The following is a 24,504-nucleotide window of genomic DNA, read 5'->3' on the forward strand; positions in this document are numbered from 1 at the left end:
GATTGTTTTAAAGTGCTCAACGCCTTGCGGCATCAAAGGTTTGGACACAAGATGCTGAAAAAAATATTTCCAGCATCGTTAGTGTGCTCAACGCCTTGCGGCATCAAAGGTTTGGACACTTGTTAGCAACTTATTTTGATTTAGATTTTGAAGAGTGCTCAACGCCTTGCGGCATCAAAGGTTTGGACACGAATTGATCTCCGAAGATCTACGATGCTTCCAACGTGCTCAACGCCTTGCGGCATCAAAGGTTTGGACACAATTAAAAGAGTGCAACTCTTTTTCTTTGAGTAACGTGCTCAACGCCTTGCGGCATCAAAGGTTTGGACACGTCAATTGATTTGGCAAAGCTAGAGACAAGTTTGATGTGCTCAACGCCTTGCGGCATCAAAGGTTTGGACACCCTAACAATCTACCTATCCAAGCGCCAATCTGGAACGTGCTCAACGCCTTGCGGCATCAAAGGTTTGGACACAAATTATTCGCAGAAAATAATGCCAAAAGTTTCTCGGTGCTCAACGCCTTGCGGCATCAAAGGTTTGGACACAAGAATACCACTTGAGATGTTGGTAGGTAGTATTATGTGCTCAACGCCTTGCGGCATCAAAGGTTTGGACACTCACTCGCTCAACTAGAGGCGCGATCGCATTAGAATGTGCTCAACGCCTTGCGGCATCAAAGGTTTGGACACAATTAATTGTTTGGGTAAAATCTCCATATCTGCACGTGCTCAACGCCTTGCGGCATCAAAGGTTTGGACACCGTAATTGCACACTTAAATTCAGTAGAGACTCGCATGTGCTCAACGCCTTGCGGCATCAAAGGTTTGGACACTGTGGCGCGATCGCCAACTTTAACTTGATGCAATGAGTGCTCAACGCCTTGCGGCATCAAAGGTTTGGACACGGCGATGCTCGAAATCCTTACCTGACAAACATCGGATTCTGATTTTACAAGCACCTCCGTCCAAATTAGATTTTAACCAGTCAAATTGTACCCAATCTTCACTCGAAGTAAAGCAGCCAAATCATGAAAAGCTTGTATTGCCTAGCTGATAGCATGTTTTGCCAGAATGCAAGCACCTTCGACACTTCTTTTAACCATAAAACACTTTCCAATAAGACATTGAGCCGATTTTTGACATTGTTTTCTTTAACAACCGCATATCCATGCATCAAACAATCCGATATGATCCCTCTGGACACAACCACGTATTTGGGCGGTTATAACTCGGTATTGCTGCAACACACTGATGTGACAGCCGAATCAAAAGCAAATTATCTTCCTTTGCTAATACCTTTTCGAGTTCCCAACGTAACTTTTCCCGTGTGCGTTGTGTCAAGCAACAACGAAATATTGAATACTGTATTCGCTCTCCGTATCCTTGGAGTAGATTGTAAGCTTTACGCCAGCGCTTTTGCTCGCGAATATCGTAACAAATTAAGTATAAATGTTGCGCTTCACCCATATAACACCTCACCGCACAATTAGCTGACCAAATAAACCACCCTCACCTGACCATTCTTTCTCTAGCAGCCGTACTTCCAATTCAAATAGGCGACGGTAGGTAAGCGAATAACCCGTTACCGGGTGTTTCCAGCTTTCCTGCTTGCGGCGTTCGTACAGTTCCACAAATTTGCGCCGACCCGTTTCACTCAACCAAACCTGTGCTCCTCTGACTTCAAAATCTGCCTTAACATCCCATTGACCCCGATTAATTGAAGCTACCACTGTCATATCTACTAAAGGTACTCGGAAAATTTCCAGCAAATCTAGTGCTAAAGGTGCAGCTTGCGATCGCGGTTGATGATAGAAACCTAAAGCTGGTTCTAAGCCAACGCTCAAGATAGCATTCATCACATCTTTGAGTAGTAAAGCATACCCAAAACTCAGCATTGCATTGAATCGGTCTTTGGGCGGACGACGATTTCTACCATTAAAGTGCAATTCACTTGCGACTTCCTTGGAAATCAAACAGGGCAAAACACCAAAATAAACAGCAGCAAGATTTCCCTCCAGTCCTAATAAAGATTCCAAAGACTTTGCTTGGGGAATTTGCTTGAGTGTAGCTTTCATTTGGGCGATCGCTTTGTTCAAAGTCTCCAGCACTTCTTTTTTACCCCTTGTACCTCGCATCAAAAACTTGCGCTGTCCTTGACCCCGACAAACCACCAGTTTACGTGCTAACTCTAGACAGGTATCAGGATTGCTGAGAGCAGCATACTGACGAATACGGCGTTGAATACTACCGTTGCGACTATCAAAACTACCAAGATAGCGTCCCCCACCAGAAATAAAATGCACCCCTATATCTTGGTCAGCACAAAAATGCAGTGCTTGTGTAGAGATTTGCGAAAAACTGTGCAACACTAACTGCCCAACCTGACGAGCAGGAACTTTCTCTACTGGTTGATTACGACGAGCAATTTTGATTTGTTCTCCAGTTCTGCCTACAGATGTTCCTGGTTCCAAAACATGAATCACTTGCCGTTCATCATCTTCAGGAAACAGGCGAATTGGTTGCCATTCCTTATCATGGGCAAGTCTTGCTTCTTCTGGTAAACAAACTGGAGCCAGGGAACAACGAGCGCACAATCGCTCATTGTCAGTTACTGGTGGTCGGTAGGTAGATTGTTTGAGTACTCGTGCTTGTTGAATTGCTTCGCGAACTGCTGCCCGTCCAGAATCATCTAATGGTACGTGAATCAGTACGTTATCAGCATGGTAGCGAATGCGACCTTCTTTAACCGTAATTCCCAAAGCTGATTCTAAGAGGAAAGCATAAGCAAGGATTTGCAGGCGATCGCTCTCCCAAGCTTGGGGTTGCTTATTCTCATCCCGGTGAGCGCGACCGCGTTTGTGTTCGTAGGGAATTGTTTGCCCATCACGGGTGCGGAGGGCATCAAGCCGACCGCGTAAACCTAATTCTTCGCTTTCGAGAAATAGCTCTTCCCACTCCTCATCTTCTTGCTTTTCAATTTCAGTGTGCAGTCTTCGTCCAGCAAACACGGCTGCATCTTGGGTGTAAAGTTCTTCTACTTCTTCAAGGTAGAACAGTCGTGGGCAGTAGGCGAGGGCGTGGAGGGCAGATACACGGATGGTGTCGGGTTTGGTAATTTCTATGCGGTCTAAAAGTTGCATTTTGGATGTTCGTAAGGTCAGGTATAAACGGCTAAACGTCTTACGACATCAAAGGTAGAAATTAATAAAATGCTCAACGCCTAGCGGCATCTGAGGTAAATTTTCTCTAAGTTGTCCGAATTTCTGTCCAGGCAGACTCAGGAGGATGATACAGATCAGAAGGTTCAAGTATAAGATATCTCTGCCAACGAGTTTCCTTGGAGCCGACGTGATCCACCCAGTAGGGTAAAGTTAACAACCCGTTTTCATCTCGTACCAGCCACCGCAGCAATTTACCTTGATAGTTTTCAGGCAACAAGGTAACAGCATTGACCAAATCTCGGCTTTCTCCTAAACAAAGACCGCCAAAACGATTGATAGAAGCAGGGTTGGCAAATGCCATCTGTAAGCGTTCTGGTAGCGTTGGCTGCGAATTATCTAATCCAGCATCAACCCAAGTAATAAATCTAATATCAGTCAACAGTTCCTGATAATCTGGTCTGGCATTACTAGGGTCATGGATATCTTTCTTCTTAAAACGACGAAATGTGCGGATAACAGTAGATTTTTGTGGTTGGGAAAGTAGAGCGATCGCTAAACGAGTTCCACAATGTTTATGTCTGTCCATCTCTCCCACCATCGAAAGTAGCATCCCATAAACTGTGGATGGTGGAGGTACTGGGTAAGTTTCAGCGTACTCTCTTGCACGAGATTGACGAAAGCTAGCTATGGGAACTTCTACTTCCAAAGCCAACATTTTCTCAGTTATTGTCGTCATCGAATTAACTCCAGTTGAGGTAGCTGCAAATCTCTAGCAATGACTTGTTTCATGCTTTGTACAGCTAATTTAATTCCTGGGAAAATATGCACTCCCAACTCTTCTAATTCTTCTACTTCTTCACATTCTGTAATTGCACCTGCTATCCACAACTCCTGCGGTTCAATATCTTGATTTTTGACTTTTCTTACTAATTCCCCAATTGATACTTCTGTGTCATTCTCTTCATAGCAGTAAAGAATTCGGGGTGAAAAATCATGAGTCCATCGTAAAACCAAACTTTCGGGAGAAAAGTCGTAGAGAAAGCGAGAATGATTACCTGCAACTTCGCCTAGAGAACTCAAACCATCTAGAACTGCAATTATGCGAGATTTATCTTTCAAACGCTCCGGAGTTAATGCAAATCCATATTGATAGCGAGTTGCATGAACTTCAGTTCCATAAAGTGAAGTCCGCCCCTTTTTACCACTAGCAGCATTGAAGGTTAAATCACCACTAAAAGGTGTTGTAGAAACAGCACGAGTTACTTCTAAAACTCCTCGTTTAGCAGTTGTTGTACCTTTGGGTGCTTTTTTTCCTTTTTGTTTGGGTTCATCTGAAGCTTCCACTTTTGCACCCTCTGCACGCATAAAACCTAACACATCATCATCAATAAAATTGGTGTCATCAAAATTTTCATTCTGCCAAATATTATCGTTAATATCATCATCCCAACGACGATTGACTTGATAACCGTTGCCAGCAGTTTGCCAGTAGTAGCGCAATGCCCAACGAATTGCCTCAGATGAAACTGTTGTATGTACTTCTCCTTTCCACAGAATTTTTTGTAGGGTAGTTATATTACCTTCGTTTTCTCCACGGTTATTAGCAGCAGTACCATACCCAGTCAACACATTTCCGAATAAATGAAACGACATTTTGGAAATCTCCTCAAAAATTACAAACATTCCTAAAAATCTAATTTATTCAAACCTTTAAATGCCAATATCAATTACATTTTCTTCATCCAAATTATCTTCATCAGCATCATCTTCATTAGAAATACCTTTGCCTTTATAACTAGCTAATGCCAGCAAAGCTAAATCTCTCGATTTTTTCCAGTTCTTATCAGCCATTACAAACTCCATTAACTCTTCCCAATGTTCCTGTAAAGTAGGAATTTTCCCTGCTCGTGACCAAAAATCAGTAATAAATTCTCGAAATGTATCCGAATTTTTACATCGACCTAATCCGGTTCTAATGCGTACTGTTTCCCGGTCGAAGTTTGGAACTTCTCCCCGTTTCTTTGTTTGTTCATAAATTTGTCCGTATGTAAATTTAATTGCTTCATGACAAGCTTGAACAAATAGTTTTTCGCGTTCATCTGATTGAATTTTTTGAATCACTTGATATAGTCCTCCTCTTTCGTAAGCTAGCTTTTTGAACATTTCGTTACTGTTTACTTTTTCTGAAATTCTTGAATACCAAGGTTGCTTTCTTGCCAAGTTTTCAGCTATTAGTTCTTTTGCAAAGTTAGTGGCAACAAATCCACCTTCTTTACCTTCAATGGCTTTGTCTTTCAACCAATCATCACAAACCTTATAGTTGTGACAAACCTCGTCACTGGCTTCTACCACATACATATCTGTCCGAGTTTTTTGTTGAGTTGCCCATGCAACAGTTCCCAAAGTTAAAACTTGGCAACGCGGTACACCAAAGTCTTTAGTAATATCTATTGTTGTTTCCAAAGTCAAAAATCTTAGTCCCGCATCGCCCAAACCAGAAGCATGAAAATCTTTATAAGTGGCATATCTCAAATGTTGATTTTGGCGGTATTGAGCATATTTTTCTAAATCAGTGATTTCTGGAACTACCAATGCATATTGTGCACGTTTATCTCGCAACTTCGAGCGCAGAATGTAGTAATAACAAGCAACGGGAGCGAATAACAGAACAAATGCGTTTTCTGGAAGTTCTTCAAAAGAAGTATCAGAACTGAAAGCAACATGACGTACCACTGCACCAGGATTTAACCATCCAGCAACACTAATGGGTTTTGTCAGCAATTGTGCGTTTTTATCACAAAGATTCCCAGCAAAATCTTGATAAGCATAGCTTTGTAAGGCTTTATATGTAACCTGAATCTCTTTTTCTCCCTCACCTAGTGATAGAAATTCGGTTTTGGTTCCACTCGATTTATGGGTGCTGGTATGCTGTAAAAAAGTACCAAGAATTCCCTGGTGCACAATCACATTCGCATCCTTACGCATAGTTTGCGAATCTAAACCGCGAAGGGCAATTAGTCCATCATTTATTTGGAATGATTCTTTTAATAGCCATTCCAAAACTTTTTTATCGCTACCTTCCCAATTTAAGATGACTTTTCGTTTAGAAAGCTGCCAATTTAAACCCTCCGGACAAGCCACTTTTTCTATTTCTAACTGGTTTAAAGTCATCCATAACCCAGCTAAACCAGCACAATGCAACAAAGTAAAGCTAGGATTACCTAAATCAAACTCTAATTTCACTGCTCTGCCCCTACCTCTTCAGTGTAGCGGATAATACCTGTTGGAGTTACAGGATAAAAACCTTTACGTCGCCATTCCCAATATTTGTAGGTTGGATCAATTCGGATAGGTACTGACCAAGCTTGTGCTTCCTGTTTGAACAATTTCATCCGGGATTCATTTATGCCTTGTTTGAGTAATTCTTGTCTGCGCTGTTCGGCAATATCCCAGATTTTTGTCTCATCCTCACCCAATAACACAGTAATTGTATATCCTCCTTCACGTAGAAAATCTGGGCGATTACACCAGTTATCTTCCAACCAACTTGATTTAACTTGCTCGACTTTCTCAGAATTAAGACAAGCAGCGAATTCAGCTAAATTTCGTTGAGAAATACCTGTTTTACCGGAAAATTCCTGAATTAGTTGCTTTCCTGTTGCAAGTTCTGCTGTATCATAGGGTCGCTTATTATCCCAAAGATAAATAATTGCCAGCCTTGTCCCTTCTCCCTGTCTAGTCATTCTGCGGTTCAATCTTCCCAAGCGTTGAATTAAAGATGCTGCGGGAGCCATTGCAGATATCAATAAATCAGCACTTAAATCCAACGACATTTCACAAACTTGCGTAGTGATAGCCAAGACTGGTTCATCTTTTCCAAAGGCTTCAATTACAGCTTTATGCTTTTTGAGCCTATCTTTGTAACGGTAACGACTGTGATAGATTAATGGTTCGATGCTTAACTCTGGTAATTGTTCAGCAAGCTTAATTTTGGCTGTGCGATAAATTTCGATACAGGTTTTGACAGAATTAGTCACCCACAACACTTTCTGTTTATTTTTGAGAGCTTCTATTGCAGGTTGCCAAATTTCCTTGAGTTCATCCAAGTCAGTTACTCCAACAACATATTTAATGTCGTAACGCTTAAGTTCCTCTAGTTCCTTTGGCCCTTCGATGGGTTCGTCTAATTCTTCGCCTTGTTCTGCAAGTACTTGACGAATAGCTTGTAGCTGTTCAGGAGTAAAGCTAGCACTCATCAAGAGAATAGGCGCACCACGAAACGCTTTGATAAATTTCAATAGCGCTCCGAAAAGACGTGCATCGTAGGCATGAACTTCATCAAAAACAAAAGCTGATTGAGCGATCGCAGCCCAAGAGTACAGTGGTTTACGATTGTTTTGAATTAAACCCAATACAGAATCAACTGTACAGACAATCAGTTTCTTCCGCCATGCCTGAAAAGCCATTAATCGAATATTGATACTTTCTGAATTATCTGAGTCGCCAGAAAATAGTAGCTCCCGATCCAAATCAGCACGAGAGTGCATTAAATCAGCTTCAATTTCTGTGCCATGTGCGTAGTCAATATATCCTTGGGAAGCTGTACCCGTAGTTGGATAGGAGAAAAATAATTTACGTCCTACTGCCCATTTTTCCCCCCAAGCATATGCACCAATGGTTTTACCTGTTCCACAACCTGCTTTGACGAGTGTTACTCGACGATGCGATTTGGCTATTAACTCTTGAAATGGACGTAATTTTTGACCTTTGAGGCGTTGATTGACTAATTTCTGAATATCTTCTTTTGAGAGTTGCAAAGATAATACTTGCTCAATCCATATCTTAAAGTTTTCTTCAGCTAGAGGTAACGCAGAACCAGCCAAATCTGCTGCAATTACTGTTGCTTTCACCGCAGCAATGAATTTTTGCTGCTCCCAATCTAGTTGAGATTCAAATTGAATAAATTCGTTGCGTAGATTTGTTAAAGCCTTTTGTAATTGCAACTTTGACCAATTTTCTGGAGGTAGTTCTGGTAGTATTTTAGATAATCTTAAAGCTTGATGACCCATTTTCAAGACTGCTTGAAAATCTGAATGATGGGTATAAATTTTTAATTCATCTCCAATGCCTGAAGGAATTTCGGCTATAAATTCCGCAGCTTGATTATTTTGATTTAACCCTATTTTGAGATGATGCCCCATTGCTGCCCAAATAGCAATCATCAAGTCGGCATTTTGGCATTGTTCCAACCATTCTCTAAAGCTAGGTACTTGCAACGCCAAAATGCCGCTAATGATTTCATGACGCAGCATTTGCCTGTTTGAATGCTGGTTTGAAAGTTTCACAATCCGCTTTCTGAAATTTTGGAAGTTTGGATCTGGTGATTTTTCAAGAGTTTTTAGGTAAACCATCTCCTGAAAATGTTGGTTTGCTTTACCCCAATCGTGTAAATATGCACCCAATCTAACTGTCGTTGCAAAGTAATCTAAATCAATATGTTTTATCCCTAATTGCTGAAGAATGGACTTACCCAATTTATCCACCAAAACATCAGCCGCTTGCATCACCAAGCTAATATGTCCTGTATACTTTGCAGAGCCTCGTGCTATATCGTTTTCGTTCTCCTGCGTTGATAAGGATTTAGCCAACAACACCTTAAACATTCCTACCTCCCTTATAAGGCAAGAAATATCCACAACCAAGGTGTCTTTTGCCACCAATTCCCCACTGCTGTAACTTTAAAGAATCCTCATCACTTAATTCTGAAATCTCAGTTGTAAAACCAACAATGGTATATCGTTTGACTTTAAGCGTTTTGCGACTAAGTTCACCTTTCTTATCTACCGGAATAGAAAGTTTACCTGAAATTTCTAAATTATCAAGCTGACGCTGTGCTGCATTTAAAAAAGATTCTGGTTCGCTATATCCTTTGATAACAACAATTCTTGACTTAAGTGTCTTTGCTGGCTTGAGCGTAAATATTTCTGGAATACCAATTTGAATCTCATGTATTCCTATGCGAATAGATTTCCCTGCTAATTGATAAATCAAAGGTATTTGTGGAATTGGTACGCGAATTCGCAAGCAAGATTGTTCTGTCAGAAGAATTTTACCTTGTTTATCAGCAAAACCAGGAATTGTCAAAATGCTGAGTGCTGTTTGCTGACGTATTTCTGGAATAACGTGAACGCACGCTGCATAGAGTCCGTAATTTTGATCCGCAGGCAAATATTTACCCCGCACTGGAAAGCAAAGTTCAACAAATGGCTCAAGTTCACTACCTGCATCTTGAGACGCAGAAAAACCTACAGATGCAATCACTTCAGGAATCCTCCTAAATGACAAATCTTAAATAACTAAAATTTTCAAAACCTTACGGCATCTGAGGTAACAAACAAGAACCGACAGCACATCATGCTTCGATTCAAAACTAGATTGTATTTCAGCGTGAAATTCTACATCTACATTTAAATCTTGAAACATCAGAATAAACTAAGAGATAGCAAAAATTTAGCAGGATGTCAAGTTATTTGCTAATGTGTTCAACGCCTTACGACATCAAAGGTTTGGAGCAGGCACGGTTATGTTAATCCCAGCTGCCCTGCATCACTCAAAGGTGTTAAACCTTGAAATCGTGAAAGTGCTCAACGCCTTACGACAGCATAGGATAGAATTAACTTTCACTATATACTTAATTTCCGCCATACCCTACAGCAAGGTTAGAGCCAATAAAGCAGAAAATAAAGAAAACGTTTAAATAGCAGTCTGTACAAGAAAAAAGCAGATACTCAAATTTTTCTGAGGCGATTTTCTCTTGAGCGATGCTCTATAGGAGCCGCCGTCGCTTTCGCCTCAAGTACAGCAGAAATAATACTCATGCAAACTGCAACATTTAAATACTGTAATTCAGGTAAACAGGAGGAAAAGACAGTTAATTGTCTGTTTGATGAACGAGCCGAAGAGTACGAGTTAACAAAAGTTTATGTGGTCGAGTTTGGTTGTGAACTAGTTTTTTCTAAGACTGATAACACATTTTTGGTTAATGATTAGTCATCAAGCGAACGCACCCAGTTTTTTGTATATAAAAATAATAATAGCGCCAACCTCGATACAGGCAGGCGCTACTGCATTTTTAATTAATTCTTGACTCTACTTGAAGAGTTAAGAGCAGGTTGCAATTGGGGTTTTTATATAAATAGAAGTGTGCGATCGCATCTGGTTATTATGCAATCACTGAAATATTATTTGCCGGTCTAATTGGTGCGAGCGCCCGATTTCCAAAACTTGTATTACTCGTACCTTTCAACAAACTAAACAAGGTGACTGTACAAACTATATACTACGAGCGATCGCTCTCTCAACTGGCGATCGCTTGTTGGTGTCGTAGTCTTGGGCTACTACTGGTGAGATTGTGGGGGATGGGGTGTTGGGGGATTGGGGGCGATCGCAACTATACAATTAAACTACTTTGTTTAATGCTGTTTCTAAACGAGTGGTAAATTCTGATGGGCGATCGCTAAATAGTTTTACTCGGCATCTGAGGTGTGGGGGCTTCTATACAACTGGTAAATTTTCACTAATTAACTTGAAAATTTTATTCTTTTAGCACCCAACGAGTTAAAGATTCTTTGCGTTGTCGATTTTTTTCTTCTGGGGTCATATCAAAAGAACTTTGCTTTTTAAATGCTTGTGGGTTATACATTCCTGTTTCCCAGTTGCCATACATAGGATTAGGTATTGCAATGTAAGCAGGTTTAACTATCCCTTTTGCGATATTAAACATACCGTAATTTTTCCGGTTATTGTCTACATGATCACGACGTTGTTGGTTATTCTTGCCTATGGTTTCGTCAAAGTCATTGAGGTTATCACCAATTAAAGTGATTACTGTATATCTTTTTCCATCAGCACTGCCATTTTTAACAGCGTCTACTCGCCATTGCTTAGAAGTATTCTCTTTGCCGTCAATCTTTTTGCTAAACTCTCCTTTTAATAATACTGTCTGTTCATTAACTCCCATAAATCCCACTGCTTTTAAATTATTGATAGTAGCTATTTCCAAATCATTATTTTTATAAGTTTTAACACTCTTTACATCTCGATTAGAAATAAAGAATACCTTGGCCCCATTTTTATTTACATAATTAACAAATTCAACTGCTCCCGGTACAGCCTTAGCTTTTTCTGCTTTAATCCATTGATTCCATATGGTAAGTTCAAAACCGTTATTACTATCTAATAATCCTGCTTGATAAGGGCTATTATCAAGAACTGTCTCGTCAATATCAACAATGATGGCGGGACGAGATATCTTTTTGGCTTTGGCTGTATCAAAGGTGAGTTTAGCTATATTGAATGCTTGATAAGCTAAAGCTTTATATTCTCCAGACTGCTGCACCCAACTAACTGCCAATACCGATTGTTCATTTAATTGTTGGTTAGTAATAGTGTCTTGGGTATCTTGGTACGCTGCTGAAAGTAGCATACTTGGAGCGACTAATGCAGTAAGAGTAAATAATTGAGAATATAATTTAGGCATTTTTATTTTGGAATTTTGGAGAACATTTAGCTACAGTTATGAGTGCGATCGCTATTCTGATAAATGGGTTCAGGTATTTTTAGTTTCTGCTTCAAGACTTTTTACTACGCCGCCATTGCCAAGGAGGAGTAAATTGTGAATCTCCCCAAATATTTAACTGTTTTTGTTTGGCTTCAGCTTCAGCCTGTTCCACAATACCAGCACTAGCACAGTTTTTCAGGTATTGACGATAAACCATCGCTAACCCTTCTTTCACCAATATCTGCTGTATGAAAGTACCATCTGGCAAGCGTACCTCAGCAACTTTGCGACCATAGCGGTCAGTATCTACGATATTTAGTTTTACCTGATCACCAACTTTGATGATAGATTCTAGTCGTTCTTTGGCTTTATTACCCCATAAAAACTGATTCTTATCAGCAGGAGCATTACTAGTTTTTTCTGCATCTGAATGAGGTACTTCTGCTGTATCTATACAAGCAAATCGCACTCTAATTTGTTGATTAGATGTATCGGTGACAGTTATTGTGTCGCCGTCATCAACTTGTTTAACTTGATAATTTGACTGAGTAGAAAGGTTAGGTTTATCTTCTAATACAGTTAATTGATTAGGCTCTGCAATTTTTAATGCAAACATTCCCCCTTGTGCTTTTTGGGGTGCAACATTGATGACTTTGACTTCTTTACCTTGTAAAGCAATTGGACTAGAAGCGCCAGGAACTTGGTTAAGAATTTTTCGAGGTATAATTAGCTGGTAAATTTTCTTGTCTTGTCCTGACATTTTAAAAGATTCAATCTCATTATTTTGGCGAGTCCAACCATTAATTCGCCCTAATATTTCTGATGGATTATTAATAAAATTATTAATTTTTTGATTTTGGGGACTATCGCCACAGTAAAAATTGACTGGATTTTGTTGGAAATTGGCACATTTTAAAATTTCCTCAGTTCTTTGAGAAATTTTTAGTAATTGTGAATAATCTTGCTCTTGACCACCACCATAATTAGCTTGCTTTTTAATATTATCCGGTGCATTTAGTAACACTTTTGTAATAATTTGACGGTCAGATTCAGAAAGTTTAGGTGATAAATAAACATTACCCCCGGGAATTTGCTTACTTAAGTGAATAATTTTTAAATCTTGGTCACTTGCAACTGCTTCATACGCTGCTGCCCCTACATCAGCTTTGCCAGTTTTAACTAATTCTTTAATATCTTTACTTCGATGCCCCATATCTACCCTAATACTTTTGCCATATAAATCATAAGCAGCAACATAAAAGCTAGAGGCGGAATTGAAATCTCCCATAGCAATAGTATTTGTAGATTTTAAATCATTGATAGATTGAATAGCACTAGTAGATTTTGTGAATAATGTAGCTTGATAATATGGAGGATTGTTTGGAAACATTATCGCTGCAAAATGATAATCGTTATTTTTAGCAGCTAGAGAAAGTATTGGTGATAAAGTAAAGGCAATATCCCATTCTTTATTTATCATTCTTTTTCTGGCTTCTTCATAAGAAATTGATTCATCACCATCAAGGACTATTTGCACTTTATTACCAAATTGATTTTGTAAATATTTTGTTAAGTCTTCATAGTAAATAGGTTTGCTTAAAATCCCTATTACTAGAGTAGGCACTTCTAATTTTTGTTCTCCAATTTCATTACTAGAAGACGTTGCGGGCACTATGGGGTTTGAGGTTTTTTTTGGTTCCCCAGAAGCACAACCGAATAAACTCAAAATTCCAATAAATACAAGAAAGTTTATGAAATAATAATTTTTACAAAAATTCAACATTATAGATACCAAATATGTGATGTTTAAAGTTCTTAATTAATCTATTTTAATTTCGAGAGTTCGCTTGATTATCTAATTCTTGAATAGCAGTGATTAAATTATCTAGAGTTGTGACTCTATAAAATTTACCCATATTAGATTTAATACTTTCATCAATATATGAACCCTTCGGAAATACAACAACACCATATATTGGTGATCTATTGTGAATACCTAAACCTCTATTTTTCATCAAAGAATCACAGTAAATTTTTAATTGGTGGTAGGGATTTTTACCCCAACATGAGAAAATGTGCAGTTTTCTATCTGCCTGTTGACAAATCCATCCAGTATTTCGTGCATCATTAATAGGTTTGATTACTCCTTTATAAGATTTAGCTTCTAAAATAATGCAGCTATTGTTTGTTACCACAATAAAGTCAGTAAATTTGCTTCCTTGTCTACCACTACCAACATCAAACTGTATTTCAATTCTGCTATTAGAAAAGTTTTGTTCTAAAGATTCTTTTATGGCGAGTTCAAAATCATTTAAAGGATGTTGACCCATATCTTCTTGAGCAATTTTAATCTGTTCACTCAAGGCATCATATTCAGCTTTTGATTGTTCAGCACGCTCTTTTAATATATCCTCTCGTTTTTGATACTGTGATAGTGAATTTTGTAGATTTTCTAGCTGATTTTGAAGTGCTTGCTCCTTTAAGTTTTGTTCATTTAATTGCTGTTCTAATTGATTGAGATTTTTTTGGTAATATTCTTCCCTAATTTGTAATTCTTTTAATTGAGATTCAACGAAAAAGCGAGCATTTTCAATTTCATTTATTTGTTGTTGTAGTTCCTGTAATTCATTTTCTTTTTGTTCATTTTGTTCACTGACTTTTAATTGTTTCTTGTGGATAATTTGTAATTGATGTGTTAATTTTTCAATACGCTGTTCATATTCTTGCCTCTGTTTTAAGTTTTGTTGCGATTGTGTTTTAGCCTGTTGTAATTCTTCTTGTAGCTTTACTGAGTTAGTATTGGTTGATAAATTTTTAATTGATTCCCTGAGTTGAATAATTTCATGTTTTAGCCGATTATTTAAACTACGCAGATTATTAGCTTCTTCTTCAAATCTATGACGCTCATCATCTCTTTGTTGTTGGAGTGACTGAAGTTCTTTGATTCTATCGACTAATTGAAGTTGTAAAATTTGGTTATTGTTTATTAATTCCTGCTCTCTTTCTTTAGCTAACTCGCTTTCGCGTTGTGCTTTTTCTTCTCTTTCTTCAGCTAACTCACGTTCACGTTGAGCCTTTTCTTGTCTTGCTTGAGCTAATTCAAGTTCCTGTTGTGCCTTTTCTTCACCAACCCGTTTCTTATAAAGAATAAACTCCAAAATACTCCAGACGAGGAAAGTACCACCCAAACAAGCGGCTAAACTTGTTGTATAAGTTTGAATCCTACTACTTCCAGAAAAAGGATTACTTAATAATGTTGCAATATCTTCTTGAAATGTTGGTCTTACACCCCTCACATAGTAAACCCTACCTATAACACGACCTCGATTAGTTAAACTTGTAGCACTGCGTTCAGTAGCTTGAGGTTGGCTATAAGTCCATTGTGGAAATACAGGTGGAGGATCTAGCAAGACATCATAAGGATGATTTTGTAATTGTTGTGGATTTAGTGCTGCTTTCCAAGATAAGAAACGTCCAGAATTTTTACCTGAATAAGCAATAATTTTTTGTCCGCTATAATCTGTAACAATTAAACCAAATAAGTTATAATTACTATCTAATGTACGCTGTACTTCTTCAGGTTGATTTTTAACGATTGCATAAGAAAGTTTCGTTGGTAAAGTATGAGATAAGATATTAAAATCAACAGTTTGAACCCGAAATATTGTTTGATTCCAATAGTTGTTATAACGGTCAAAAGTTACTGCTCCACCAATCCCAAAACTAATTATTCCTGTTGTTGCTAGTCTGGCTAATAATTTTAGTATTCCTCCTTGATTGGATGTTTGAGTTGCTTGGGTATCTGTGCTGTTGACCATTTGATGCTCCTGAAATTTATGTTTTGCGAGCAATACACTATTAGTTGATATCAGGATAAAAAATACTCTGAACAATACTGAATGCGTGATATTGATTACCGTGTGCGATCGCCTGGGTTTCCTCTAAGAATTTGGTGGGCTGGGCGATCCGCTCCTCATCCTCTTTGAACGTCGCGCCTCCTATCCCCCCTATCCCCCTGTTCTCCTTCCTCTAAGAAAAAAAGGCGGCACATTCCGATGCTTGGCTTGGACGAAGGGCTGACGTGGGGGTAATTACACACTGCATATTGCCTTTATTGATGAATCGATTCCCACACTTTCTTGATTGCTTTCTTAGTAAAGACAGAAAAATCACCCTTGTTCATCATCCAATCATAATAACTAGGTTCATCTTTTGAAAAAACTTGTAATAATGTTTTGCCTTTATGCTTACCAAAATTAAATATCTCCCTTTGTTGGTCATCATAGACTACTTTATTAGTTGGATCGAGTAAGTTAATAGGTGTGAAACTGCTTAGGCTCTCTAAGTTATTTTGTATTGGATAAGATATGCTGCCGTCGTTGTTTTCATACGGTACATTTTCATAATGCTGAAGCTGTGCTTTTAGAACTTCATAGGTAGCGCGAATATCATTTTCTGCATCATGAGCGCCGACTAAATCTTTACCGCAGTAGAACTTGTAAGCAGCTTTTAAAGTACGAGGTTCCATTTTATAGAAGATAGTCTGCACGTCAACGATACTTCTTCCTTCAAGTTTAAAATCTATTCCACAACGTGAAAGCTCTTCTATGAACAAAGGAATATCAAACTTATTAGAGTTATATCCTGCAATGTCGCTGTCTCCAATAAAAGTTGCCAAATTCTGAGCTACTTGAGCAAAGGTAGGTGAGTTGATAACATCATTATCATAAATTCCATGAACTTTAGATGCAGCAAGAGGGATAGAAACAGTCGGATTAATTGTCAGGGTTTTTATATCGTCACTACCATCAGGGAAGACCTTTAGTATTGCGATTTGAACAATGCGGTCTTTGACTATATCTGTTCCTGTTGTTTCTAAATCAATAAATACTAATGGACGTTTTAGGTTTATATTCATGTGATTTTCCTTTAGAAAATACAATTTTTTCTCAACTTAAATGTCGCTCTGTAATTAACTAATTGACATCCTTAATTTCACGCATCGCATAATACAAGCGCTCATACTTGTTTGCTACTTCACTTCGATAATTTGGTATTGACTTCTCCTGAAAATAGCCTTTTCACGCAGAATAAATCCAGTTTTGAAACTGTGTTACATTCAGTTTTTTCGCCACAAGACTTGCTTTACTCATAATATCAAGAACAGATATTGATGAATCTAGTACATCTCTTTGAAGCCCTAAAACTAGAGAATTGTAATTACTCATCATTCCTCATCCTCATTATCACGTCCCATGCGATATTTAATATCATAGTTAATAATGAAATCTAGCTCTTCATCAGTAAAACCATAGTGTTGGGCAAGAACACGGTCTATATCGTCAAGAATGGGTTTGGATTTCTGAATTTTGAAAGATTGAGTTTCGGTTATACCTGTTTGTTGTTGGTTTCGTACTTGCATTGTGCTATTTTTTTTTAAATCAGTTATATATCTTGAAGCAAGAAACACAAGTTTTTTATCAGATAAGGTAGAAATTGGAATTGGGAAGTTTTGAATATCATAAGGGTTTAAATCACGGCAATTTGAAGTAACTGTGTACCACCACCAAAATGTATTGCTGCTAAGAACTGCAATTACTGGTCTTATTATCTCTGGCTTTAATAATGTGAACGAAGTTTCTCGCGTGGAATGTCCCTGAACATTATTAACATTGAATACAGGTGCGAAATCAGTAAAAACTTTCCAGTACAGTCCACCTGTAGTTCTGTAATAGACGCGATAATTACTATTTGCTGCGAAATCTTTTAATAAAGTTTTTATAATAAGGCATTTTTTCAATACTGAAGATTCAATTTCATCTCCTATCTTTGGTATCCAAAAAGCGGGTCTTTGGTGCTGAACCTCCATATAATTAATTTTAAACATGAGTCCTTCTCGGCTATCTGAAGTCCATTTTTGATAGTTTGTCGTGAAAGTTTTTTCTTCTGAAGAAGATGTAACAGTAAAAATTGTTAATGCTCGATTTACAGTATCAAAGAGTTTTGCAGGTCGCCATGAATAATTCGCATACCAAGCATTTCGTTTATCTTCTAAAAGTTCTTGTACAACTCTCATTCTTTGTGTAGACACAATTGATAGAGGCAATATCATGCTCATCATTCCATTAGTTGATAGAACTTGTAAACTGCGCTCTATACACATGGCATGTACAGCTTTAGTATTACTGCATTTAAAAGTATTAGGAGAATAGCTAATTTGCCTTTGTTCAAGATATGGAGGGTTTCCGATAATAACATCAAATCCACCCCGTTTCATAATTCCATAAAATTCAATAAACCAGTGGAAGGGCTGATGACTATCTTTCCATCTTTTAAAACGCGCCGATTGTTGAGATAGTCCCATTTCATACTCATTAGACAAATATTTATCAAGTCCTGCCCTTAACTCGTGTACATTGGTATACAGTTCAGATTTTTTACTATTAATAGCACTACCGTCAATCTGTGCAAAAACTTGTAATCTGCGAAATTCTTGAAATATTTTATCAACTTTCTGGGCTTTTGCTTCAATGCTTTTAACTATACTGTCATCAAATACTAGCTTTAACTGCCCAGAGTTTTCTTTATTAACAGCTTCTCTAACTTCATCTAGTGAAGTAAAACCAACTAAAGTATTTCCAGCACGAATATTAAAATCAATGTCTGGTAATGGTTCAATACCTATATTGGGCTTTTTATAGTCAGCTTCAATTTGAGAGGCGAGTTTGAGGTACAAACGCAACTTACATATTTCAGTTGCTTCCTGCATGATGTCTACACCATACAGATTATTAATAATAATGCTTTTAAGAATGAAGTATTTTCGGTTGGCGTGTAAATTTATTTGTGCAAGAACTTCTTTAAAATTTTCTAGAGTTTGAGCAGCATTTTTATTAGCAGGAACAAAGCCCTCATCTAAGAAAATTTGCATTTGCTCAAGGCAAGCTTCATACAATGGTTCTAAAATATTAAGGGCAGCAAATAAAAATGCTCCTGAGCCACAGGTTGGGTCAAGTAAAGTAATTTTTGTAATAGCCTTATAAAATGCCCATACAAGCTCTGGGTCATAGCAGTTTTCAATGACATCCTGAGCCAACTGGCGCATATTGAGGTTGTAAGTGATTAAGTCATTAGCTGAGTTAATTTTCCCATCAGCTATCTTCTGCCGTAGCTCTAAACATTTTTGACGACGAGCTATGTGTTCACGCCATGTTTCTGTAGGTAGTGCATAATCTGATTGAGCAGGTTTGTTCCAATCATTGCGTTTGGAGACATCATTAATGCCAGCCTCAATATCTTTTGGTAGCTGGAGGTTTACACCTTTGAGGACTGGTTCGTAGATGTAACGGTCGGGGTCTTCACGCAGGAGTTTCCAAGCTATGCCGTCTTGCTGGAATAGGAATTGCATATGTGACTCTCTACTGTTTCAAAAATGAAGGGAATAATACAGTTTTTGCTGATGTATTCAGTAATATCTTCTTTGGTGTAATAAGCACCCATTTGTTTTTGGTTGGTGTACTTCTCAAAGATGTAACCAAGCACATCTGGATTAATTTCTTTTTGACTGCGTAGAGGGCGGTCGTCCAAATGCCAATCGTAGCTGTCAAAGAAGTCGAAGATATTTTCAAACGCTTTGTCTAAAATGTGGATATTAGGGTTAATAACTTCTAGTGGGTGGATTTCAAACAAACCACCGTTGAGATAGGGTACTTTACCTAGCAGTTTCTCAAGTTCAGGTGTACGTTCTGGTTTACCTAAACCTTCATGGCACAATCTGAGAAGAAAGTAGCGATAAAACGTATGGAACGAATCTCTACCATGTTCTTCTTGACATTTTCTCAACCTATCACAGAGATAATCAGGATTGCCATCCAAAAACTTCTTTTTCTGCATGAAGTATATGAACATCAAGCGATTGAGCATTAATGATGTATACCATTCTTTATCTGATGCTGAATTAATACCATCAATAAATTCGATAAAATCAGCGTGTTGCTTTTTGAAATCTTCGTAGAACTTTTTAGTTACTCTATCTACATCAAAAGCTCTCCGAGCGCGTCCTGTGACTTCTGGTAACGTTAATGATTCCTCTTCTTCTAGAGAAAATGCCAAGGTTTCTAGCTTTTGTAGGAGTAAATCACCAGATTGATTAATGTGAAAGCGTTGCTCACGACTAGCTAATGGTTTATTTTTTTCTCTGCGTACCCACTGCCACACTTGCTCTTGCTGTGCTGAGTCAGTGTAGATAATTAAATGTTCACGAGTATATTTGGTAATCTCCTTGTCTATTTTGCGGCGGGTCGCATGGTCAGGTATATTTGCATTACCCTGGCAGTGGTAAACAACCATGCCACACTTTTGCGCGATCGCTTCTAAGTTATAGTCATTGTTATTGACTGCTAGAAATATGGGGGCAATATCAGCATTATTCCAACCAAGTTCTTCAATAAATAGAGAAAGGAAATCAAAATTTTTGAGATAGTTCCGCACTTGCTTTTGGTTGATTTTCATAGTTTATACCCCCTGGAATAGCCCTAATGAACAAATGATTTGAGCTTCCCGTAGCTCATCTTCTGGGTTAATGACACAAAGCGTGTCATCGTCTCGCAGAGATACAACCATAGCCGCAAGCTGTTCGTCAGTTATCCCACTTTTTAACTGACGGTTGAGTTTAGTCATGGCTGTTTCACGCAATGGATAGCGATAAATTTCTTCAACAGCTTTCAACAACGTTGGCCAATCCTGTGTTAATGCCAACAGTGGGGTTTCTTTTTCTACTTTTTGTATATGGTGGCTAAGTCGTTCATAAGTTCTAGCACGGGCGCTTCTGGGACTCCCTAACTGACCGCCGCTACTTTTTTGTTGCTCAATAATCAGATTAGAACCCTTATTTACCAAATCATGATGTTGTAGATATCGTTCAATGGCGGGAGTATCCCTGTTACACCTTGCTATTTTGAGAATCCGCATTTGGGATTGGGTAACACTCTTACCATCCTTATCTACCCAGGATAGAGCATCTGTCCCGTCTGCTGTTCGCAGATACATTAGTACACCCTCTGGGTTATTTTCATCGGGCTGATGGTGGCGAGTGGAATAAACCACATTGGGCATTTGCTCAATTGTCTTTTTCAGTGATGGGTCAGCATCAACAGCGTTTTGCCAGATTTGTAGAGCTTCAGAAGTCAGATCAACTTCACCATCATCTTCTTCATCCAAAATTCCCGACTTTTCATGGTAAAGGTCTACAATTGCCTGGTCTGCACTATCCTCAAAGAACGCTTCATCTGTTCCTACTACGTCTGCATTTTCTTGCAAGCGTTGGCGTAACCTTCCACGTAGGTTGATTAATTGCTCTACTCCATCTGCTGGTAAAAATGAGTAGCAAAGAATTTCTTCTGCCTGCTGACCAATTCTGTCAACCCGTCCAGCCCTTTGAATAAGCCGGATGATTGCCCAAGGGAGGTCATAGTTCAAAATAATGCGACAATCTTGCAGGTTTTGTCCTTCACTCAGTACATCAGTGGCAATTAAAACCCTTAACTCTTTTTCTGGTGGAATGGCTTTACCATTACTTTTAGGGCTAAAACACCAAGCAATAGCAGTAGGGTCAGCAGAACTACCTGTTGCCGTTGCCACTTGGGGAATGTTTCTATTTCCTAATGCTTGTTCTAAATAACGAGCAGTATCAGCGAACTGGGTAAAAATTAATATTTTTTCGTTGGGATATTCCTTTTGTATTAACTGCAATAAAGCTCCTAATTTCTTGTCTTTGGTAGAGTCCCAATTTCCACATTGGTTTAGTACACCAATTAAAGCTTGAGCATCAGCAATCAGGTCACGTTTTAAATCTTTTCTAAATAAATTAGGGCGCAACCACTTAAAACGCTTGCGATAATGAATTTTATATAGTTGATATACTGATGCTGCCTTTTGTTTATAATCAGTTTCTTTTTGCTCTATAGATGTTAATGCTGTTAATTCAGGATCATCCTGACTATCATCATCTTGGGATTCTAAATCTGCATTCAAGACAGCAACTGAATCAGCATCTTCATCACTATTGCTAGTGTCTAATAAATCTGCATCCTGTGTACCAATGGGTATATCTTCACCTTGCTCAATAGCATGAAGATAAACATAATTGCGTAAAATATGACGCTCTAATGATTGGATAAAAGCAACACCACTGCTTTCTAATCGCTTGAATAAATTAGTCTGACAAAAACCCATCAATCGCCTTCCAGCCCGTGATAGCCCATCTAATATGCGCTGTTCTTCTGGGGTGAGTGGCAGCTTAGGTTTAGCGATCGCATAGTTACCTAGTCCATATCGAGGTAGATTGAGGGAATTAATAACGTCTACTACATCATCTGAGTAAAGTCGTGCATAAGGGTCTGATGCTATACCACCAATAGCAAAGTTAGCTGTCTTGGGGATGCGAGTAGGGAAATAAGAACGAGTTCCATCAGGGAACTCTAGATATTTACGACCTGTTTGCAAGTCAGTTTTAGAATAATTATCTTTGATAAAACTACGAGTCCGGCGTACCATAAAGAGACTCATTAGTTGCTGCCAGTCTTCCGGGTTTCTACTTTTTTCAAAAGCAGCTAAAGAGCGAACTGGTGTTTGTGAATACTGACACTTGAACTCATTTTCATTACCAAGTTCTCGAATTAAAGCTTCAGGCTTAATACCTATATCCTTGCTTTCAGGAACAAACAAGCGTAATTGTGATGACAGGTCTAAATATGTTTTATTGTAGGGAGTAGCAGTCAGCAAAATGCAGCGACTTCCACTTTGTTCTATATATTCTTTAATATCTGCATACCTTTGTCCTGTACGATTTCGCAAGTTATGACTTTCATCAATTAGCACCAACCGAAAACGTGCCGGAACATTTGCTAGTTCCTTGCTAACTCGACTAATGGACATGACTTTGCCCCTTAGTCCATATTGCTCAACATAGTTCTGCCACATAGAGACTAAGTTTTTTGGGCAGATGATTAAGGTGCTGACTCCAAAATCTTCTTCGCAGATTTTAGCGATCGCAGTACTGACTAAGGTTTTTCCTAAACCAACTACATCACCCACCATTACACCACCACGCTTGTTTACACGGTGAGCAGCAATGCGTACTGCCGCTTCTTGAAATTTAAGCAGTTTAAAATCAGATGGAACTTGATATTGACTTAAACCGTCTCGCGCCTCTTGAGACAAATGGTAAGCCATTTTCAAATAGATGTAATATGGCGGTATTAACTGCTCCCTTGCCCAGCTTTCATCAATAATTTCAGACAATTCTTGAGAAATATCTAAGCAAAACTTGTCTTCCCAACGCTCATCAAACCAATCTTGCAGCTTTTTAGTAGCATCATGGTCTGTAACATCAATATTCAGTTCTCCCTGTCCAGAAAGACCTGAGAAAGTTAAATTACTACTGCCTAAAAATCCAACTGCCGGAAGATTATAGTGATTTTGAGGAATAATGTAGAGTTTGGCATGAAGGAGATGACGTAGGTAAAGTTTTACTATCAGCTTTTTTGATATCAGCTGCTGTTTTAGTCTTTGTAACCCTTTCTCATCAGCATTGCTTGGTATCCCCATCATAAGTTGCTGACGGAATTCTTGAGCAACCCTTTTTCTCAATCGAGTTACTTCCCCTTGGTCAATTGGTTTTTTAGATGCTCCCAAAGCTAAGGTTTTGTACAGTTCATCTTTAGGAAGCTTTTGCATTCCAACCAAAAGCCGACAGCAAGCCCCTTCATGACCTGCATAATGTTCAATTAGCGTGTCAATTTGTTGCCACCCTCTAAGGTTAAAATAGCCCACACAAAAATCAGAACGATTCGAGACTTTGAGCGTCTTGTTAAGTGCGTCTAGCAAACGTTCATTTATATTGTCAAAAATGCGTGGCATTCTAAATTCCTTTAGTTAACCTGTTTGCTTTCTTGCTACTTCTTTAAGTAACGCTCCAACAAATCCTGACCCTCGTCGCCCATCTTTTCCAACATTCCCTCAATCTTCTCCATCGCCAAGGGCGACGGCGTTGAGCGTCCATTCTCCCAACGGTTAATCGTGGAATAAGTAACGCCTAGAGAAGCTGCAAGCTGTTCTTGCGTTAGTCCAGCCAAAAGCCGCAGATCACGAATGATCTGCCCCACCTCTGGCTGATTGATAGCCAAGGGTTTTTTGATAGTCATTTAATGAAAGAAACTTAACCCACTAGCTTAAGTAGCGGATGCTATATTATTTGCTACATATTAACCATGCGAAATTGAAGTATTCATCAGTGAATACCCTTGATTTGTGTTTTTGGAGTAAAATTTATTGCTTTAATTAAGGGAATTTTTTAAGTGATGTTGAACTTAAGTTCTTAGAGAAAAAGTTGCTAGGGAGTGTGATCGCCCACCCCCACAACCGAGGAGCGATCGCACCCAATAGCGATTTGTGGCCTACTATCTTCAGTAACACCCAACTGAGAACCGCTATATGCCTCTCCTCAAAAGAAATGATAGTGCCATGCGTGACGTGTTGACTCATGCCAAAGTCATAGCCGTTGTTGGTCATTCTGATAAACCTGAGCGCACCAGTTATCAAATCGCCCAATTTTTGCGGAGTGTAGGCTATACCGTTTACCCTGTGAACCCTACTGTCAAGGAAATTGATTGTCAGCCGAGTTATTCTTCACTGCAAGAAATTCCGGGATCGGTGGATATTGTTAATATCTTTCGCCGTTCTGAGTATTTGAGCGAAATTGTTGATGAAGCAATAGCCATCAA

At 38.6% G+C, this 24,504-nt stretch carries 19 protein-coding genes and 1 CRISPR repeat array; of the genes, 3 read left to right on the forward strand and 16 right to left on the reverse strand.

The genetic code is table 11. The annotated features are described in order from the left end of the window. Positions 1 to 12: 12 nt before the first annotated feature. Positions 13 to 906: direct repeats of the CRISPR family, unit length 36 nt; unit sequence GTGCTCAACGCCTTGCGGCATCAAAGGTTTGGACAC. Between the two features lie 268 nt (positions 907 to 1,174). The 7 genes from cas2 to cas6 all read right to left on the reverse strand — a co-directional run bounded on the left by cas2 (position 1,175) and on the right by cas6 (position 9,483). Then, on the reverse strand, positions 1,175 to 1,468 hold the full coding sequence (gene cas2 / locus B4U84_RS28990; RefSeq protein WP_026718987.1) for a CRISPR-associated endonuclease Cas2: 294 nt from the start codon (positions 1,466 to 1,468) through the stop codon (positions 1,175 to 1,177). A gap of 8 nt (positions 1,469 to 1,476) precedes the next feature. Continuing rightward, positions 1,477 to 3,141 (reverse strand): type I-MYXAN CRISPR-associated endonuclease Cas4/Cas1, encoded by a 1,665-nt coding sequence (locus B4U84_RS28995; RefSeq protein WP_131121502.1) that lies wholly within the window; start codon positions 3,139 to 3,141, stop codon positions 1,477 to 1,479. Positions 3,142 to 3,247: 106 nt separating this feature from the next. After that, positions 3,248 to 3,898 (reverse strand): type I-MYXAN CRISPR-associated protein Cas5/Cmx5/DevS, encoded by a 651-nt coding sequence (cas5, locus tag B4U84_RS29000; protein WP_131121503.1) that lies wholly within the window; start codon positions 3,896 to 3,898, stop codon positions 3,248 to 3,250. Then, the gene (gene cas7i / locus B4U84_RS29005) at positions 3,895 to 4,815 is read right to left on the reverse strand and encodes a type I-B CRISPR-associated protein Cas7/Cst2/DevR (protein WP_131121504.1); all 921 of its coding nucleotides are present in this window, start codon (positions 4,813 to 4,815) and stop codon (positions 3,895 to 3,897) included. The genes cas5 and cas7i overlap by 4 nt, the downstream gene beginning before the upstream one ends. A gap of 57 nt (positions 4,816 to 4,872) precedes the next feature. Then, a complete protein-coding gene (cas8a1, locus tag B4U84_RS29010; RefSeq protein WP_131121505.1) occupies positions 4,873 to 6,405 on the reverse strand; it encodes a type I-MYXAN CRISPR-associated Cas8a1/Cmx1 in 1,533 nt (510 codons plus the stop codon). After that, positions 6,402 to 8,825, reverse strand: a complete 2,424-nt coding sequence (gene cas3, locus B4U84_RS29015; protein WP_131121506.1) for a CRISPR-associated helicase Cas3' — start codon at positions 8,823 to 8,825, stop codon at positions 6,402 to 6,404. The genes cas8a1 and cas3 overlap by 4 nt, the downstream gene beginning before the upstream one ends. Next, a complete protein-coding gene (gene cas6, locus B4U84_RS29020) occupies positions 8,818 to 9,483 on the reverse strand; it encodes a type I-MYXAN CRISPR-associated protein Cas6/Cmx6 (RefSeq protein WP_131121507.1) in 666 nt (221 codons plus the stop codon). The genes cas3 and cas6 overlap by 8 nt, the downstream gene beginning before the upstream one ends. 555 nt (positions 9,484 to 10,038) lie before the next feature. Between cas6 and B4U84_RS30985 the strand changes: the two genes are divergently transcribed. Together B4U84_RS30985 and B4U84_RS29025 are read left to right on the forward strand one after the other, a co-directional pair. Next, a complete protein-coding gene (locus tag B4U84_RS30985; protein WP_165490397.1) occupies positions 10,039 to 10,212 on the forward strand; it encodes a hypothetical protein in 174 nt (57 codons plus the stop codon). A gap of 269 nt (positions 10,213 to 10,481) precedes the next feature. Next, positions 10,482 to 10,661, forward strand: coding sequence for a hypothetical protein (locus B4U84_RS29025; protein ID WP_131121508.1), 180 nt, complete (start codon positions 10,482 to 10,484; stop codon positions 10,659 to 10,661). Between the two features lie 95 nt (positions 10,662 to 10,756). Here the strand turns inward: B4U84_RS29025 and B4U84_RS29030 are convergent, their stop codons facing one another. The 9 genes from B4U84_RS29030 to B4U84_RS29060 all read right to left on the reverse strand — a co-directional run bounded on the left by B4U84_RS29030 (position 10,757) and on the right by B4U84_RS29060 (position 23,925). Then, on the reverse strand, positions 10,757 to 11,701 hold the full coding sequence (locus B4U84_RS29030; RefSeq protein WP_131121509.1) for an HAD family acid phosphatase: 945 nt from the start codon (positions 11,699 to 11,701) through the stop codon (positions 10,757 to 10,759). 91 nt (positions 11,702 to 11,792) lie between these two features. Further along, positions 11,793 to 13,346, reverse strand: a complete 1,554-nt coding sequence (locus tag B4U84_RS29035; protein WP_242677761.1) for a thermonuclease family protein — start codon at positions 13,344 to 13,346, stop codon at positions 11,793 to 11,795. A 205-nt stretch (positions 13,347 to 13,551) separates the two neighbouring features. Next, positions 13,552 to 15,615 carry an NERD domain-containing protein gene (locus tag B4U84_RS29040; RefSeq protein WP_131121511.1) on the reverse strand — a complete coding sequence of 688 codons (2,064 nt, stop codon included), beginning with the start codon at positions 15,613 to 15,615 and terminating at the stop codon, positions 13,552 to 13,554. Positions 15,616 to 15,833: 218 nt separating this feature from the next. Beyond that, on the reverse strand, positions 15,834 to 16,640 hold the full coding sequence (locus tag B4U84_RS29045) for a 3'-5' exonuclease (protein WP_131121512.1): 807 nt from the start codon (positions 16,638 to 16,640) through the stop codon (positions 15,834 to 15,836). A 163-nt stretch (positions 16,641 to 16,803) separates the two neighbouring features. After that, positions 16,804 to 16,953 (reverse strand): AbiTii domain-containing protein, encoded by a 150-nt coding sequence (locus B4U84_RS32240; protein WP_165490398.1) that lies wholly within the window; start codon positions 16,951 to 16,953, stop codon positions 16,804 to 16,806. Next, entirely contained in the window at positions 16,950 to 19,130 is a 2,181-nt protein-coding gene (locus B4U84_RS29050) for an Eco57I restriction-modification methylase domain-containing protein (RefSeq protein WP_207391037.1), read from the reverse strand. Before B4U84_RS29050 ends, B4U84_RS32240 begins: the two co-directional genes overlap by 4 nt. After that, positions 19,100 to 20,233, reverse strand: a complete 1,134-nt coding sequence (locus tag B4U84_RS31330) for a type IIL restriction-modification enzyme MmeI (RefSeq protein ID WP_207391038.1) — start codon at positions 20,231 to 20,233, stop codon at positions 19,100 to 19,102. The genes B4U84_RS29050 and B4U84_RS31330 overlap by 31 nt, the downstream gene beginning before the upstream one ends. Before the next feature lie 3 nt (positions 20,234 to 20,236). Further along, positions 20,237 to 23,641: a DEAD/DEAH box helicase family protein gene (locus B4U84_RS29055; RefSeq protein ID WP_131121513.1), complete on the reverse strand. Its 3,405-nt coding sequence runs from the start codon at positions 23,639 to 23,641 to the stop codon at positions 20,237 to 20,239. A 35-nt stretch (positions 23,642 to 23,676) separates the two neighbouring features. Beyond that, complete coding sequence (locus B4U84_RS29060; protein WP_131121514.1) at positions 23,677 to 23,925, reverse strand: helix-turn-helix domain-containing protein; 249 nt, start codon at positions 23,923 to 23,925, stop codon at positions 23,677 to 23,679. Positions 23,926 to 24,214: 289 nt separating this feature from the next. Here B4U84_RS29060 and B4U84_RS29065 point away from each other — a divergent pair. Beyond that, a partial coding sequence (locus B4U84_RS29065) for a CoA-binding protein (protein WP_131121515.1) occupies positions 24,215 to 24,504 on the forward strand: 290 nt, incomplete at its 3' end.

The sequence above is a fragment of the Westiellopsis prolifica IICB1 genome (genome assembly GCF_004323185.1).
GTDB lineage: Bacteria > Cyanobacteriota > Cyanobacteriia > Cyanobacteriales > Nostocaceae > Pelatocladus > Pelatocladus prolificus_A.